General features: G+C 58.7%; 19 protein-coding genes and 1 tRNA gene. 10 read left to right on the top strand and 10 right to left on the bottom strand.

The window, feature by feature from the left end; all coding sequences use genetic code 11:
* Positions 1-78: 78 nt before the first annotated feature.
* The 4 genes from ABIB48_RS01440 to ABIB48_RS01425 form a co-directional block, all read right to left on the bottom strand.
* Positions 79-996, bottom strand: a complete 918-nt coding sequence (locus tag ABIB48_RS01440) for a DUF6578 domain-containing protein (protein ID WP_354211528.1) — start codon at positions 994-996, stop codon at positions 79-81.
* Positions 997-1,088: 92 nt separating this feature from the next.
* A complete protein-coding gene (locus ABIB48_RS01435) occupies positions 1,089-2,066 on the bottom strand; it encodes a zinc-binding dehydrogenase (RefSeq protein ID WP_354211527.1) in 978 nt (325 codons plus the stop codon).
* A gap of 102 nt (positions 2,067-2,168) precedes the next feature.
* Positions 2,169-2,591 (bottom strand): organic hydroperoxide resistance protein, encoded by a 423-nt coding sequence (locus ABIB48_RS01430; protein ID WP_110106187.1) that lies wholly within the window; start codon positions 2,589-2,591, stop codon positions 2,169-2,171.
* Entirely contained in the window at positions 2,588-3,082 is a 495-nt protein-coding gene (locus ABIB48_RS01425; protein WP_245932166.1) for a MarR family winged helix-turn-helix transcriptional regulator, read from the bottom strand. Before ABIB48_RS01425 ends, ABIB48_RS01430 begins: the two co-directional genes overlap by 4 nt.
* A gap of 828 nt (positions 3,083-3,910) precedes the next feature.
* Here ABIB48_RS01425 and ABIB48_RS01420 point away from each other — a divergent pair.
* From ABIB48_RS01420 to ABIB48_RS01410, 3 genes are all read left to right on the top strand, one after another.
* The gene (locus ABIB48_RS01420) at positions 3,911-4,381 is read left to right on the top strand and encodes a pyridoxamine 5'-phosphate oxidase family protein (RefSeq protein ID WP_354211524.1); all 471 of its coding nucleotides are present in this window, start codon (positions 3,911-3,913) and stop codon (positions 4,379-4,381) included.
* Positions 4,382-4,439: 58 nt separating this feature from the next.
* A complete protein-coding gene (locus ABIB48_RS01415; protein WP_315915622.1) occupies positions 4,440-5,081 on the top strand; it encodes an NADPH-dependent F420 reductase in 642 nt (213 codons plus the stop codon).
* 264 nt (positions 5,082-5,345) lie between these two features.
* Complete coding sequence (locus ABIB48_RS01410; protein ID WP_354211522.1) at positions 5,346-6,044, top strand: response regulator; 699 nt, start codon at positions 5,346-5,348, stop codon at positions 6,042-6,044.
* Here the strand turns inward: ABIB48_RS01410 and ABIB48_RS01405 are convergent.
* Complete coding sequence (locus ABIB48_RS01405; protein WP_354211520.1) at positions 6,038-7,759, bottom strand: GAF domain-containing sensor histidine kinase; 1,722 nt, start codon at positions 7,757-7,759, stop codon at positions 6,038-6,040. The genes ABIB48_RS01410 and ABIB48_RS01405 overlap by 7 nt on opposite strands.
* A gap of 175 nt (positions 7,760-7,934) precedes the next feature.
* Here ABIB48_RS01405 and ABIB48_RS01400 point away from each other — a divergent pair, with 175 nt between their 5' ends.
* Positions 7,935-8,360 (top strand): pyridoxamine 5'-phosphate oxidase family protein, encoded by a 426-nt coding sequence (locus ABIB48_RS01400; RefSeq protein WP_354211519.1) that lies wholly within the window; start codon positions 7,935-7,937, stop codon positions 8,358-8,360.
* Between the two features lie 39 nt (positions 8,361-8,399).
* Positions 8,400-9,470 (top strand): zinc-dependent alcohol dehydrogenase family protein, encoded by a 1,071-nt coding sequence (locus tag ABIB48_RS01395; RefSeq protein WP_354211517.1) that lies wholly within the window; start codon positions 8,400-8,402, stop codon positions 9,468-9,470.
* Here ABIB48_RS01395 and ABIB48_RS01390 read toward each other — a convergent pair.
* The 4 genes from ABIB48_RS01390 to ABIB48_RS01375 form a co-directional block, all read right to left on the bottom strand.
* Positions 9,445-9,936: a universal stress protein gene (locus ABIB48_RS01390; protein WP_354211515.1), complete on the bottom strand. Its 492-nt coding sequence runs from the start codon at positions 9,934-9,936 to the stop codon at positions 9,445-9,447. The genes ABIB48_RS01395 and ABIB48_RS01390 overlap by 26 nt on opposite strands.
* Positions 9,933-10,421, bottom strand: a complete 489-nt coding sequence (locus ABIB48_RS01385; protein WP_354211513.1) for an SPFH domain-containing protein — start codon at positions 10,419-10,421, stop codon at positions 9,933-9,935. The genes ABIB48_RS01390 and ABIB48_RS01385 overlap by 4 nt, the downstream gene beginning before the upstream one ends.
* A 66-nt stretch (positions 10,422-10,487) precedes the next feature.
* Entirely contained in the window at positions 10,488-10,631 is a 144-nt protein-coding gene (locus ABIB48_RS01380; protein ID WP_354211511.1) for a hypothetical protein, read from the bottom strand.
* Positions 10,632-10,861: 230 nt separating this feature from the next.
* Entirely contained in the window at positions 10,862-11,368 is a 507-nt protein-coding gene (locus ABIB48_RS01375) for a universal stress protein (protein WP_354211509.1), read from the bottom strand.
* A gap of 205 nt (positions 11,369-11,573) precedes the next feature.
* Between ABIB48_RS01375 and ABIB48_RS01370 the strand changes: the two genes are divergently transcribed.
* The 4 genes from ABIB48_RS01370 to ABIB48_RS01355 all read left to right on the top strand — a co-directional run bounded on the left by ABIB48_RS01370 (position 11,574) and on the right by ABIB48_RS01355 (position 12,924).
* Positions 11,574-11,876: a phosphoketolase family protein gene (locus ABIB48_RS01370; protein WP_354211507.1), complete on the top strand. Its 303-nt coding sequence runs from the start codon at positions 11,574-11,576 to the stop codon at positions 11,874-11,876.
* On the top strand, positions 11,876-12,175 hold the full coding sequence (locus tag ABIB48_RS01365) for a hypothetical protein (protein ID WP_315915606.1): 300 nt from the start codon (positions 11,876-11,878) through the stop codon (positions 12,173-12,175). The genes ABIB48_RS01370 and ABIB48_RS01365 overlap by 1 nt, the downstream gene beginning before the upstream one ends.
* A 102-nt stretch (positions 12,176-12,277) precedes the next feature.
* On the top strand, positions 12,278-12,472 hold the full coding sequence (locus ABIB48_RS01360) for a phosphoketolase family protein (RefSeq protein WP_354212007.1): 195 nt from the start codon (positions 12,278-12,280) through the stop codon (positions 12,470-12,472).
* Positions 12,469-12,924: a universal stress protein gene (locus ABIB48_RS01355; RefSeq protein WP_354211505.1), complete on the top strand. Its 456-nt coding sequence runs from the start codon at positions 12,469-12,471 to the stop codon at positions 12,922-12,924. Before ABIB48_RS01360 ends, ABIB48_RS01355 begins: the two co-directional genes overlap by 4 nt.
* Positions 12,925-13,089: 165 nt before the next feature.
* Here ABIB48_RS01355 and ABIB48_RS01350 read toward each other — a convergent pair.
* Positions 13,090-13,170: transfer RNA gene (locus tag ABIB48_RS01350), tRNA-Leu, on the bottom strand.
* 180 nt (positions 13,171-13,350) lie between these two features.
* Here ABIB48_RS01350 and ABIB48_RS01345 point away from each other — a divergent pair.
* Positions 13,351-13,953 carry an ANTAR domain-containing response regulator gene (locus tag ABIB48_RS01345; protein ID WP_110106177.1) on the top strand — a complete coding sequence of 201 codons (603 nt, stop codon included), beginning with the start codon at positions 13,351-13,353 and terminating at the stop codon, positions 13,951-13,953.
* The last annotated feature ends 131 nt before the right edge of the window (positions 13,954-14,084 follow it).

The raw sequence follows: 14,084 nt of genomic DNA, 5'->3' as shown, positions 1-14,084 counted from the left end.
ACGGCATGCCTCGCCAGTCCACCGGAGTTGCCCCATTCCCTATTTGCCAGGAGCCGAGAATTTTTGAGAGGAAGTGTGTCAGCGCTCCCACGGCTGGTAGCGGTGTTCCCCTCGTTGCACGCGTTCCCAGAGCGTGCCAACAACGGCAAAGACTCCATTTCCAGAATCGAAGGGTTCGAACTCTGTTTTCACTGACCAGAGATGCCCATCTGTTCCCTGAAACTCTGTTGCGAGATCTTGGGCCTTGCCCTCGCCAGGCCTGACGTGTTCTGCCACCCGTCCTTGCGCAGCAGCAAGAAGGAACTTTCCCACAGAATCGGCATCAGCGGCCGTGGCCGGTAGCAGCCAGGTTCCATCGCCAACGCTAACCAGGATCCCGTCGTCTTTCGCGCTGCTGCGCGCCCAGCGAATGGCCGTGGCCTCCGTGTTGTGAGGCTCCGCGGTAACCGCTGACCTATTGGCTTCGCGAGTTATGCGGGCAACTGTGCCGTAGCTGTTCTGGGCATGATCGGCGAGAGCTTCCAGCACCACACCAACTCCGTCATGCATGCGTGCGTGGTTGAGTTCCTCAGCTATGGCCTCGAACTCAATCTGCCGCAGTGTTTCCTCCGGGGCATAGGGAGGCAGTTCGGCATGCTCAGCCACCTCAAAGACCACGCTGTACTGCTCAAAATCAGGCTCAGCAGGCTCGCCTACAGAAGAAATGGCACAGTCTTGTGGATGCTCGGTGTCCGGGGTGAAGGACCGTGGCTCCCCCGTGATGGGCAGGCTTGGATAGTTGATGCCCGTGATGGCAACAACCACACCTGTTACATCCCACTGAGGTACGTCTTCTGGGGTCTGTTCATGATGCTCCTCCTGGAACCGAGGAAGAGCATCCGCGTGCTTCTGTGCTGGATCCTCGGCCTGGAGCTTCCATGTCATGGGAGAACCTACCTGAAAAGGGGCCCCACAACAGCCTTGCTCCCACCCGGTGATGATCACTTCAATCTGCATAAACCCACCCTAGCGGGCAGCAGTGCTGCACCACAGAGCAACACCTCACCGCATAAAAACTTCGAGCTCATGCAGACTAAAGCTTCACAGTGTTAGGGGTGCAGCATGACTTTGCCGGTGCGGCCACGTGTGAAGTTTGCCTTGGCTGCAGTTTTGGCCTCGTCGAAGGAGTAGCTCGCTTCCACGGGAAGTGTCAGCACGCCACTGCTGATGTACCCGACCAGTTCACCCAACAGCGCACCGCGCTGTGGGGCAGGCATGGACGTGCTGACCTTGCTTCCCCAGAATCCGCGAACAGTTGCCTGTTTGAAAATGACATCTCCGGAGCCGATCTCCATGATGGGAGAGGCCATGGCGCCGAACACAACCAACGTGGCGTTCTCTGCCAGGAGCGAGAGGACATCCCCGCTGGCACGTCCACCAACGGAATCAATACCAACCCCAAAGGGTGCATCGCCTGCGATGGCCCGCACTTGCGCGGGCCATTCGTCAGTGTCTGTGGCAACGATGTTGTTGATTCCCTGTGCGGCAAGCTCGGCAATGCCAGCACTGCGCCGGACAAGACCAATAACGTTGATCCCGCGGGCCTGGGCGAGTTGCGCTAGGAGGCGCCCTACGGTTCCATTGGCGGCGTTCTGCACAAACCAGTCGCCCGTGTTCAGCTTTAAGGAGTCTAGAAGGCTGATAGCGCTGAAGGGCATTGACACTAGTTGTGCAGCCACCTCGTCGGAAATACTGTCATCCACAGGAATGAGTGCCGCAGCCTGTGCGATGAATTGCTCGGCCCACACCCCAAAGGTGCCACCGGTGGCAACGCGTTGGCCAACCTTCAGCTCCGTGACCCCAGCCCCGATGGAGTCAATGACACCTACGGCTTCGGACCCGGCGCGCGCGGGAAGTTCAGGCTTAAACCCGTAGGTGCCGCGAATCGTCCATAGATCGTGGTTATGGATGGGGGACAGGAGCAGCCGGACCCGGACTTCGCCGTCGCCGGGTTCTGGGACGGGGACGTTCTCAACGGTGAGGACTTCCGAGGGATCGCCGAACGTAGTGTGCATTAGGGCGCGCATGATTCTCTCAATCGTGATTCTGTGTTGCTCCCGAGGAAGCGGTGATTTTTGATGGGTTGCTCTCCACGGTGATGTGAAGTGCAGCGTTGAAGTGTTGAAGGATTAGTCGTCAACGACGGTAACGGTGACCTCGATGTTGCCCCGGGTCGCATTGGAGTAGGGGCATACTTGGTGGGCGGCATCCACCAACGCTTGGGCGCTGTCCCGGTCAATCTCGGGGATTACAACCTCCAGCTCGACGGCGAGAACAAAGCCGCCCTCGCCATTGGGAAGAAGCTTCACGCGGCTCCCTACGGAGGTGTCTGAGATAGCAACTTTCTGGGTGCGTGCCACCATCTGCAGGGCCGAGTGGAAACATGCCGCATATCCGGCAGCGAACAGCTCTTCAGGGTTTGCGCCCTTTCCAGATCCGCCCATTTCCTTAGGGAGAGCCAAGTCCAGTTCCACCGTTCCGGAAGTTGTCCTGACGCGACCATTTCGGCCTGCGCCGGTGGAGAGGGCTTCAGCTGTGTAGAGGGGGTTCATTGCGTGGACCTTTCAGTGGGGTTCTCTCCAAGGGCGAGTGCGCTGGAGAGGCGTTGAGTCAGATCATGAAGTAGTGAAAGTGCAGCTTGTCCGTCAGCCTGAGTCAGGTGAATGGACTGGGCAATACAGCCTGGAATATGGGCCAGCTCTTCCCTCAGGCCGAGTCCAGAGTCAGTCAAGGACACAATGACAGCGCGTTCATCCGCAGCTGACCGCTCGCGCCTGAGAAGGCCGCGGGCTTCGAGTCTTTTAATCAGTGGAGATGCGGTGCCGGAGTCAAGCATGAGATGCTCGGCAACTTCCTTGACGGACAATGAACGGCGCGTCCACAGCAGGACTAAGACCAAGTACTGCGGGTAGGTCAGGCCCCAAGGCGCTAAAAGGGCAATGTAGCGGCGGTTGGTGGCTCGCGCTGCTGCGTACAGTGCGAAGCACACCATGCGGTCCAGAGGTTCAGAACTTGGCTCCATTGATTCTTCACTCTCACTCATATCTACAGTCTTGCACGTTAAAAGCTTGTGCACAAGTTACTTGTGCACAAGCTAAAATCGGGGCGGGTCATTTAGCAGAAGGTCCGCCCTTGCCTAAAGTCCAGTTCAACTCGTTCCAGTCATTGCGTTCCTAGCCTTATCAATCACCGCCAGAACGAGACTGCTGCAGCGGGGCTCATCAATAGACCACGGCAATCTTCTCTGGCTCCCGGAGTGCACTGACACAGTAGAAATCGCCGCTTCGGAGTCCTGAAGCGGCCGGTGAAGCACGGGTGCGTCCTGAGCCTGGATCGTCCGCAGTTTGACCTGGGGGCGCTCGACTCTCGACTTATGCGTGAAGATCGTGGTCATGCGGCTTGTTTGTCCGAGCTGCCAGCGCTTTGACCGTTTGCGGGTCCCCGGAGGGCCAGCAGTAACTAACCCGTCCGAGGACACCACCCAGCCAGCATGCTCCGGTAGGTGCTAAATGGGGTCTAGGCGGCGCTAGGTCTGGGTGCCGAGCTCCCCGATAAGATACGACCTTTGATTGACGGTCTGGACAACGGTGTCGAAGTCCACTTGTATTCAGAGCAGTTGGCTCCGCTGACGGCCCGGGCTGAATAAATCGGTAACCGACTGGTTGCCGGCTTGGACGTTCCGCCGCACATCGGGCAGCCGCTTGTTCCGCTCAGGACTTTGGCCTAGAACAAAGCGCAGCCCGCATACCGATGTCCAGGGAGGACCATAAACCTTTCCACTCCACGTTTCCGCAGTGCAATTTGAGCATCGCCACCGCTGCGGGTCTTTAGACTCTAGTGCCACCGGCGCCGTCCGTTTAGGCTCGATTCCATGATGAACAAACCAGCTGCCGCCCACACGGAGGAACTACCCGTTCATGAGTGCTGGGCCCTACTTCGCGGAGTATCCGTGGGGCGTCTGGCCGTCTGGGTCACTGACCACCCAGATATTTTTCCCATCAACTTCACCGTTGACCATGGCACCATTGTCTTTCGCACCGGCGAAGGAACAAAGCTTGCCGCAGCCCAGCGTGATACGCCTGTAGCCCTTGAGGCCGACGGCGTCGACCCCGCCAGCGGCGTTGCGTGGAGTGTTGTTGTGAAAGGCAGTGCCGCCCTCATCAGTTCGACCCAGGATGTGTTGGATAGCTACTCTCTTATGCTCTTTCCCTGGCACTCCGGGCACAAGAATGCCTTTGTCCGCATTGTTCCAACTTTAGTCACAGGCCGTAAATTCAAGGTGATCGATCCAGCGCAGTGGTGGACCCCCCAAGCGAATGCCACCCACGCCTCAGCCGAATGAGAACCACCACATCAAGATTCACCTACACACGCATCTCCTTCTGAAAGACAGCAAAGCCATGGAACAAATAACCATCATTGGTAGCGGCAATATGGCCAGGTCCATCGCTGTACGGATGATCAGTGCCAGGCACTCCGTGCAGATTCTGGGACGCAACGGGGAAAAGACCCGCGAGCTCGTCGAGTTTCTCGGAGCCGGGGCTCAGGGTGGCGGGGAAGGCGCCGTCGTCGAAGGCGGCATCGTTTTCCTCGCTGTACCGTTTGCTGAGGCCAAGAAATCGGTGATCTTCTACGGTGATGCCCTGGCAGGACGTGTAGTGGTGGATATTTGCAACCCCGTTGACTTGGCCACCTTCGACAGCCTAGTGACCCCCGTGGGAACCTCAGCCGCCGAAGAAATCGCTCTTCACACCACTGCCGATGCGTTCGTGGTCAAGGCATTCAACACCTGTTTCGCGAAGCCGCTGGAGTTGGGATCGGTGGCCAGAGTGCCACTGGATGTCTTCATTGCTGGTGACTCGGAACAGGCCAAGCTCAAGGTCAGCTCCGTTGTTGCCGCGTCGGGGTTGCGGCCCATCGATGTTGGGCCGCTTCGCCGGGCGCGCGACCTGGAGGCCATGATGCTGTTGGTCATGGGCCTGCAAGTCAGCCCCGCCCATGAGAACTTCAACTGGGACACGTCCTTGAACCTCCTTCCCTAAAAGTTCCGAACTGCCTCGGCGGCACATATCGCAGCCCTAGCAGGGATCGCTGAGGTAAGGGCAGGTTGCTGGCCTGCCAGGAAGGTCAGCAACTGGCGGATCTGGACACACAGAACTCGGGCTGATCCCCTATGACTTTGTACCCTTGTTGGACCTTGGTGGGTAAGAAAGACTGGCAATACTGATACAAACGAAGGAAGACTACTTCAACGCCTCAAGAGAACCCTCAGTGGGAACCATCATCACGAACGGAGAATGAGGACCATGGATCGGCCAATTGATCCTGATCGACTGACCTCGCGCGAGCCTGTAGCTCCCATAACGGTCTTCATTCTCGACGACCATGAACTCGTCCGGCGGGGATTGAAGGAACTCCTGGAGGGCGAGGGTTTCAGGGTCATTGGTTCTACCGGTTCGGCTCAGGAGGCCACCCGTCACATTCCGGCATTGCATCCGGACGTTTCCGTGTTGGATGCCCGCCTGCCCGATGGTACGGGCATAGAAGTCTGCCGTGACGTACGGTCCGTTGATCCAACGCTGCGATGCCTTATTCTCACCAGTTACGACGACGAACAGGCGCTGCGTGGTGCTGTTCTTGCCGGCGCAGCTGGCTACGTGTTGAAGGAAATTGACGGCACAGACTTACTCACCTCCCTTCACCGGACCGCCAAAGGCGAATCACTCTTTAGCCCCGAGGTGATGGCGAAAGTGATCCAGGGACTGGCCGAACCAGAACGCATGGATCCACGAATCTCGGCCTTGACCCCGCAGGAAGCCCGCGTCCTGCAGTTCATTGGGCATGGCTTAACCAACCGGGATATTGGCCGCGAAATGTTTCTCGCCGAAAAGACGATCAAGAACTACGTCTCATCGATGCTGGCCAAGCTGGGATTTGAACGACGCACCCAGGCGGCGGTATTCATTACCGACACGCGGTGGAAGAGCACTCCAGAACATCATTGAGGACCTGCCACAGGTACGCACCACCTGAGGCGGGTTCCCCTTCCGTTTGTACTTCCAATCTCAAATGTCCCGTTGAGTATTTTGGCCCGTTGTTCCATGTTGGAAAGCCCGCTTCGTTGACCCGGGGCTCCCAACCCCACGCCGTCGTCGTCAATAGTGATGGTCACCGTCTCCCCCACAACATCAACGGAAACTTCGATGGCGCCGGCATCGGAATGGCGCACCGCGTTGCTCAATCCTTCGGACAAGACTGCCAAAAGGTGTTTGGCCGTCTCCTCGGAAATCGTAGAGTCGATGGGGCCAGCCAGATTCAACCGCGGTGCGAAGGCCAGCGGCCTGGCAGCATTGCGAACGGCCCGCAGAATCAAATCGCTGAGCAGCTCCGTTTCACCGGCACTGACCCTCAGTGAATAAATAGTGTTGCGCAGGTCACGAATGGTCTCATCAAGCTCGGTTGTGACGGCCCTGATCCTCTTCGAGGCCGTCTTGTCCGTGATGAACCGCTGCAGACTCTGGACGCTGAGCCCTGCGGCAAAAAGCCTCTGAATGACGACGTCGTGCAAGTCTCTGGCGATTCGGTCCCGGTCGGTGAAAACCATGAGCTGTTCACGCAACCTGTGCGTCCGGGCCAGTTCCAAGGCCAAAGCAACATGGAATCCAAACACGGCGCTCATTTCCTTTTCGATCCGGGAATAGCTGGCTGAACCCTGGCTCCGCGCCAAGATCAAAAGACCCTGATTTGTTCCCTGCGGGCCCAACGCTATGACCATTATTGGCCCAAAGGCAGTCCCGTCCGCTTCGCCTAGCAGATCAGTGGCATCTTCAAACTCCGTCGGGATACCTGACTGCAACACTTCTGCGATCGCCGGGGAGTCCAACGCCAACGTGCGCCCGACCAGCAGCGGTGCACGTTCCCCGACGGCCGCTGCGACATAAAGCTCAGGTCCGTTCTCCGCAGATACCACAATCATGGTCAGGGCGGAGTCCGATTCCGCCATAGCGGACTCCGCGATCATGTCCAGACTACTCTCGGTGATGTTCCGTTCGTCATCCATCATTCGGCCCGTGACGTACATACACGCTTCCAGCCAACGAGAACGGCGCCTGGCATCCTCAAACAAACGGGCATTTTCAATGGCAACCCCGGCCGCGGCCGCCAAGGCTACAGCCAATTCCTCATCCTCGACCGTAAAGTCTTCGGCGCCTGCCTTCTCAGTCAAGTACAGGTTGCCAAAGACCTTCCCCCGGACACGTACGGGGACACCCAAAAAAGTCACCATGGGCGGATGGTTGTCAGGGAAGCCAACGGAGGCCGGGTGAGCATTCAAATCATGCAGGCGTAACGGGCGCGGGTCACTGGTTAACAGGCCCAGGACTCCGTGCCCAGTGGGCAAGGGACCAATCTTGCGAATCAGATCCTCATCAATACCAACGGTAATGAAGTGGCTCAATGACTGGTCTTCACCGATGACTCCCAGCGCGGCATAGCGGGCGTTCAAGAGCGTGCAGGCCGATTTCACCACCCTCTCTAAAACTGCATCAAGGCTGAGGTCTTCGGCCACTGAAACGACAGCCGCTAACAAGCCCCTCATTCGTTCCTGCGTTGAGAGCAGTTCGCCCGCTCGATCAACAAATTCCCTGAGCAGATCCTCAATCCTTGTGCCTGTTGCAGTCGGCAGCAATGGCTCAGCCGAATCCACGTTAAATTCTTCCATAGACCCACCTTCGATCGGCCATCGGTATTCGGGCACTGGCCCACCTCATTTGGGCCACTATCGACAGACTACGCTGGTTGGCCGAAGTTCGGCTCTCAAGTATGGCCACCCAGCCCACGCCGTTGGGGGCTTTGTGCCCTACAGCCCCCGGCACCAGACCCCTAGAGTCGGTTCTATGACGATGAAATCAAATCCGGCAGTGACTACCCCCGATTCCCCGGCCGTTGTCATTGAAGCTCACGCTGAAATCTTTCCGGTCAACTACGCGGTGAACAACGTCTCGGTCATTTTTCGCACCGCCGAAGGAGCCAAATTCCTTGCCGTAACTTCCAACTCCCAGGTGGCCTTTGAAATCGATGGCTACGACGCGACAACAGAGCAAGCCTGGAGCGTGGTCCTGTGCGGCATCGGCCAAGAGCTCCACTACGACTCCGGGCTCGCCGAACCCACAGTCCCGCCCCTTCAACCGTGGCAGGGCGGCAACAAGGAACACGTGGTGCGCATCAACACAGTGACGCTCAATGGGCGGCGGTTTCCCGTCCCCAGGGCCGACATTTGGACTACACCACTGGCCGATGCACGACGCTCAACCTTTGAGTAGTCACGTGTCCGAATACCACCCCCAACGCAAGGACAAACAATGAAAGCGCTCGTCTACGACGGTCCAGGACAGATCAGTTGGACCGATGTCCCTAATCCGGCAATACTTCATCCGTCCGACGCCATTGTGCGCGTCGATACAACCACCATTTGCGGCACTGACCTGCATATCCTCAAGGGGGACGTTCCTGCCGTGCACAATGGGCGCATTCTTGGCCATGAGGGGGTCGGGACGGTTATCGAACTGGGCCAGACGGTCAGCAACTTTACCGTCGGCGACCGCATCATCATCTCGTGCATCAAGTCATGTGGGCATTGCACCAACTGCAGAATCGGCCTGTACTCCCACTGCCTTGGAGATGAAGGTGAGTCCGGCATTGGCTGGATCTTCGGCCACCTCATTGACGGGACCCAGGCAGAGTATGTCAGGGTCCCGTATGCGGACAACTCGCTGTACAAATTGCCAGAGAATGTCAGCGACGATCAAGGTGTCATGCTTTCGGACATACTCCCGACGGGCTTTGAAATTGGTGTCAAGGCCGGGCAAGTCGCCCCGGGGGACGTCGTCGCCGTCATCGGGGCCGGCCCCGTAGGCCTGGCCGCGATTGCCACGGCCGGACTCTACGGAGCAGCGACGATCATAGCCATCGACCTGGATGAAAACCGCCTTGATCAGGCGCTCGATTTCGGGGCCACTAACACAGTAGTTTCCGGCTCCCCGGGCTGGAAAGCCCAGGTACTCGCCCTAACCGACGGTGCCGGAGTCGACGTCTCCATTGAAGCCGTTGGCACCCCGCAAACCCTCACCATGGCCCTGGATCTGGTCCGGCCGGGCGGCCACGTGGCCAACGTCGGCGTCCACGGGCAGGCGGTCACCCTGAACATGGCGGAGCTGTGGATCAGAAATATCACCATCAGCATGGGCCTGGTCAACGCCAGCACCACCCCGATGCTGCTCAAACTCGTGGCCCAGGACAAGATCCCGGCCAGCAAACTGGCAACTCACCACTTCACCTTTGACCAGTTCCTTGAAGCGTACGACACGTTCTCCCGGGCGGCGGAAACCAAGGCCCTCAAAGTCATCCTCACCCGGCTGGTCGGGTCAGGATAGGGGGGCAGGGAACGTGCAAAAGCAGAACCTGTGTCACTGAGCCCATGATCGCGTGCTGCACCGCTCCCAGGCCGCGGCTTCCCACCACGAGTATCGCAGAGTCGAAGCGGTCGGAAACGCTCAGATGTATCTGGCGGGCTCGCAGGCAGGAGACGGTTGACTCCAGGATCATACGCCCCTCCATATCGTCCCGCGTGGCCATCCGGTCCGTTCCGACCACCACCATGGTGGCACTGGCTGACAACTCGACCAGCACAGGAACCGTCTCACCACTGACCAGCCTGGTCTGCACATGCACAGCTGGCGCAAGTTCCCGAGCCCTGCCTGCCTCACTCTCCAGGAGGCCGGCAATGGCGTCGTGAACACTTCGGTACTCGGGATTCCCATGTGACACCAGATCCTCAGGGATCACATGAACCAGAAGCAGGCCAAGGTGGAGCCGCTCCGCCCGGCGCGCATAAATCAAAGAGTCCTAAAGTCCGTAGGAGTCTGCCTGGCCTGGTTCTCGAGGACGGCAGCAAGCGGGTCAACGAGGCCGCGGGGCATTCCCGTCGCGGCAACGCCAGGTGTCTTCAAAGCTTTCGCCAATGCGGTCTCGCGGGCCATGAAAGCACCCAGTTCGCTGATGGCGCTCATCAGCGGGGCGGGGAATACAACAGTGGTGTTCTTGTCCACGCCCAACTCCACCAGCGTCTGGAGGTTCCTGAGCTGGAGCGCCAGCGGGTCTGCCATCATGGTGTCCGAGCCGCCGACGAGCGCGCCGCCGGCCAATGATTCGCCTTTGGCGGCAATGATTTCTGCCCGCCTTTCCGTCTCTACTTCCGTTTGGCGTGCCATGGCACGTTTCATGCTGTCAGGGAGCTGAATGTCCTTAAGCGCAGCCAGCGTCTCATCTAGGGTGTGTTGCCCAACGACTTTCCGCAAGGCCGTCTGGGCAATTTGGTCGATCACGGAGTCACGTTTTCAATGGCAACCAACGATTTCACGACATCCTTTCGATCACGGGGATAGTCAGGGCTAGGCCGGGCTTTTTGACGTTTGTGACGCGGCCCAGGCGAAAAATAGGCCGATTTCATGCTGATTGACTACATGGAGGGCAAGCACTGCCACGATCAAGAGCAGTATGACGATGGCCAGAATGCTACCAACGAGGATGGCCATGGCGTTTCCTTAGAGAGCCGTCCACTCGTGGAATGACACGGGCGGACCGTGATCGACAAACCGGAGGGGTTGTCGCCGCGTAAGCGCTGACGCGAACTCACGGACAGCGAAACTTACGTTAGCTCAACCCTCCACTCAAGCCACTTTCCGCGGACTGTAGTTCACGAAGATCTTGCTCACCGCTCAGTCGGGCTGTGCCGGCAATTGAAATCTGTGTGAGGTCTGCCGGCTCAGCTGATACGGCTAGGCTCATCGACGTCCTCATGGATTTCGCCCACAGTCACCACCTCCGCAGCATCTTCCGCTCCATGAACCACCAACACCGGGCAACTTGCGTGTTCAGCACACGCCGAACTGACAGAGCCCAGCAACAAGCTGGCGAATCCCCCACGCCCACGGGAGCCGACAATGAGCATCTTGGCGGACTTTGCCTCATCGATGAGAACTTGTGCCGGACGGCCCCGGATTGCCTGTGCCTTCAATCCTGGAGGGAACTGATCCCCAAACGCTTGTGCCAGGGCGTCCGCCAGAACCTGCTGGGCGTCTGACTCGGGATTCCATTCAGACGGCGTATAGGGGCCAAAAGAGGTATCAAAGTGCCAGGCTGTGACGGCGGTGATGGTTGCCCCAAGTGTGCCCGCCAGCGTTTGTGCCCATCGCAGGGCCAGCCCAGACTCGGGTGAGCCATCGACACCAACCACAATGTGTGATCCCCCATGGGTTGTCTGGTCTTCCATGACTCGAACCATCTTTCGTTAGTTTTCGTGTGCGCTTCGAGCAGTTCAGCCTAGCTGCGCCTTCCCTCCATCTTTCACGGCCACTGGCGTGCCCTGACAGAGTCTAAGGGCCCTAACGGTATGAATCCGTGCGTGCCACGCTGAGAGTAACGGACATTGTTTGCCTGCGTCGGAACGACGGTCGACCCGGCACACAATCAGCGAAATGAACACGGAGCCTGCCTTGAACAGCGACCTTGATGGAATCAACCACCAAACCCAACGAGGGTCCAGTCAAGCCGGATTGCTCGCAGAATTCTCCCTCTTGCGCCGGTACTGGAATGCCGCCAGCTACCTGACTGCGGCGCAAATCTATCTTCAGGACAATGCCGTGCTGCGCCTACCATTGGCGGCAGAGGACATCAAACATCGCTTGCTCGGGCACTGGGATACGAGCCCGGGGATTTTATTGATTTGCGTCCACCTCAACCGGCTGATTCGCAATACCGGGCCAGGATGCCCTTCGTAATGGGTCCCGGCCATGGCGGTCCCGCCGTCGTGGCCTGTGTTGTGGGGGACGGCGAAGCGGAGGCGGCTCCCTTGGAGGGCGCCTGGCAGGCCCCGGCGGTTGTCTCCGGCAACGATCCTGTCCTGGTCCACCCCGGGCTTCTTGCCACCTACGAGACGTCTGCCAGGGTGAGTGCTTCCATGACCATCCAACAAGAAAAATGGCTGGAGCACGCCCGTGAACTTCCTTGGCGGAACCCCCGTTCCCAGCCTGAACCTGGTGGTCGTGGACAAGCAAGAGCATCCGCGCGGTATACCTGACGCGACTTTGAATGGCTATTCACGGCAGACGGTGAGGTGATAGTGGCATTGCACGGCTACGGCCGCACCTTCCATCAACTCCTACACGGCCACCTGAACCTGATGAGCCCATACCACCTTGCGTTGGAGGCCGTGGACCGGGTGGGCCTGCACTTTGACGAGGCACAGGAACAGGCGGGCCATTGCCAATCGATGTTCAAGAAGCACGGAAGTTGTATTCGGGAGCATCGGAAGGATCTACCGGAGATTCGCGACTGGGTCTGGACGCCTCCAAAGAGCAAAGGGAATGCATCATGAACGGCAAACTGATCCCTACAGCCATCGTGGTGGGGGTCGATGGATCCCAACCCTCCATTGCGGCACTGCAGGAAGCTGTCAGACTGTCCACCAGACTGAGCACACCCGTCCACGCTCTGCTGTGCTGGACAATTCCCACTTCTTACCAACTCCCCTACTCTGTGGGCACCTTCGACTTCAAGGGGGCGGCACAGGGGATTCTGGACACTGCGATCGAGGCCGCATTTGGCATGGACTGGCCCGAAAACCTGACTACCGGACTGAAAATGGGGCCTCCCCGACAGAGCCTGATCGAGGCCAGTAAGGAGGCTTCACTGCTGGTTCTGGGCCGGCGTGGATTTGGCGGATTCACCGGCCTGCTGATGGGTTCGGTCAGTTCCGCCTGCGTTTCCCACGCCCACTGTCCCGTGCTCATTGTCCACGCCCCAAAGCCAGGACAGGACCATGCATGAACTGGGGGACATATCTGCGACACAATGATGCTGGCAAGGAAATACCGGCCCCAGCGAGGGCACTGCCCCCCCCATCTCCCATTCACCAGCGGAGCTACGCGGACAGCACCAGGCGGAAACAAGAATGACCCCCTGTCTCCAGGAGGTCATTCTTTGTATGAAATGTGCCCGAGGTGGGACTTGAACCCACACATCTTTCGATACTGCATTTTGAGTGCAGCGCGTCTGCCATTCCGCCACTCGGGCCTTCATTGACGTGCTGCAAGCAACACCGTTACGAACATCACGCCCCCGTTTGTGGAATCACTTCCGAACGAGTGCGCGCAACTACTCTACATGCATATAGGCTGTTTTGTGGAACTGAAGCCCCTTCGGGGGTAATTATTTGCAAAATGTGGTGTACCTCACCCTTTACAAGGAGTCTTTGTGTCTGAACAAGCGGAATCAACCCCCACCTCCCCCGCACGCCGCGTCATTGTTGCTGAGGATGAAACACTAATCCGCCTGGACATCATGGAAATTCTTCGAGGAGAGGGCTACGACGTTGTTGGCGAAGCGGACAACGGCGAGAAGGCCGTGGAGCTCGCCAAGGAACTCAAGCCGGACCTGGTCCTGATGGATGTCAAGATGCCCGTCATGGATGGCATCACGGCAGCTGAGATCATCGTCAAGGCTCGCATTGCCCCCGTGGTCTTGCTCACAGCCTTCAGCCAGAAGGAACTCGTGGAGCGTGCCCGCGACGCCGGCGCCATGGCCTACGTGGTCAAGCCCTTCACCCCCGCTGACCTGATCCCGGCACTGGAGATCGCACTGTCCCGCCACGAAGAGATCAAGGCGCTCGAGGAAGAAGTTTCCGATCTCCAGGAGCAGTTCGCCACCCGCAAGCTCGTAGAGCGCGCCAAGTCCCTACTGACCACCAAGATGGGCTTGAGCGAGCCCGAGGCTTTCCGCTGGATCCAGAAGACCTCCATGGACCGCCGCTTGAGCATGCGCGAAGTAGCCGAGACCATTATCAACCAGGTCAACTAGTCCCCACCGGCCCCCTCGCTTCGTTCCTCAGCCAGGGAACCCTGCCGGCGTGGGCCCAGAATAGCTCACCGGCCCACAAAGCACTGAGGCGGCACCCACCAATTGGTGGGTGCCGCCGTCTCGTGCTTTGG

The organism is Arthrobacter sp. UYCu511 (assembly GCF_040547105.1).
GTDB classification, from domain to species: Bacteria; Actinomycetota; Actinomycetes; order Actinomycetales; family Micrococcaceae; genus Specibacter; species Specibacter psychrochitiniphilus.
This window is presented reverse-complemented; position numbering and strand designations above follow the sequence as displayed.

Excerpts from the sequence above, each read along its gene's own strand:
- ABIB48_RS01365 (WP_315915606.1), top strand. The coding sequence starts at position 11,876 with ATGGGTCCCGGCCATGGCGGTCCCGCCGTCGTGGCCTGTGTTGTGGGG.
- ABIB48_RS01415 (WP_315915622.1), top strand. The coding sequence starts at position 4,440 with ATGGAACAAATAACCATCATTGGTAGCGGCAATATGGCCAGGTCCATC.
- ABIB48_RS01430 (WP_110106187.1), bottom strand. The coding sequence starts at position 2,591 with ATGAACCCCCTCTACACAGCTGAAGCCCTCTCCACCGGCGCAGGCCGA.
- ABIB48_RS01440 (WP_354211528.1), bottom strand. The coding sequence starts at position 996 with ATGCAGATTGAAGTGATCATCACCGGGTGGGAGCAAGGCTGTTGTGGG.
- ABIB48_RS01435 (WP_354211527.1), bottom strand. The coding sequence starts at position 2,066 with ATGCGCGCCCTAATGCACACTACGTTCGGCGATCCCTCGGAAGTCCTC.
- ABIB48_RS01370 (WP_354211507.1), top strand. The coding sequence starts at position 11,574 with ATGAACACGGAGCCTGCCTTGAACAGCGACCTTGATGGAATCAACCAC.
- ABIB48_RS01420 (WP_354211524.1), top strand. The coding sequence starts at position 3,911 with ATGATGAACAAACCAGCTGCCGCCCACACGGAGGAACTACCCGTTCAT.
- ABIB48_RS01395 (WP_354211517.1), top strand. The coding sequence starts at position 8,400 with ATGAAAGCGCTCGTCTACGACGGTCCAGGACAGATCAGTTGGACCGAT.
- ABIB48_RS01375 (WP_354211509.1), bottom strand. The coding sequence starts at position 11,368 with ATGGAAGACCAGACAACCCATGGGGGATCACACATTGTGGTTGGTGTC.
- ABIB48_RS01400 (WP_354211519.1), top strand. The coding sequence starts at position 7,935 with ATGACGATGAAATCAAATCCGGCAGTGACTACCCCCGATTCCCCGGCC.
- ABIB48_RS01410 (WP_354211522.1), top strand. The coding sequence starts at position 5,346 with ATGGATCGGCCAATTGATCCTGATCGACTGACCTCGCGCGAGCCTGTA.
- ABIB48_RS01380 (WP_354211511.1), bottom strand. The coding sequence starts at position 10,631 with ATGGCCATCCTCGTTGGTAGCATTCTGGCCATCGTCATACTGCTCTTG.
- ABIB48_RS01405 (WP_354211520.1), bottom strand. The coding sequence starts at position 7,759 with ATGGAAGAATTTAACGTGGATTCGGCTGAGCCATTGCTGCCGACTGCA.
- ABIB48_RS01355 (WP_354211505.1), top strand. The coding sequence starts at position 12,469 with ATGAACGGCAAACTGATCCCTACAGCCATCGTGGTGGGGGTCGATGGA.
- ABIB48_RS01360 (WP_354212007.1), top strand. The coding sequence starts at position 12,278 with ATGAGCCCATACCACCTTGCGTTGGAGGCCGTGGACCGGGTGGGCCTG.
- ABIB48_RS01425 (WP_245932166.1), bottom strand. The coding sequence starts at position 3,082 with ATGAGTGAGAGTGAAGAATCAATGGAGCCAAGTTCTGAACCTCTGGAC.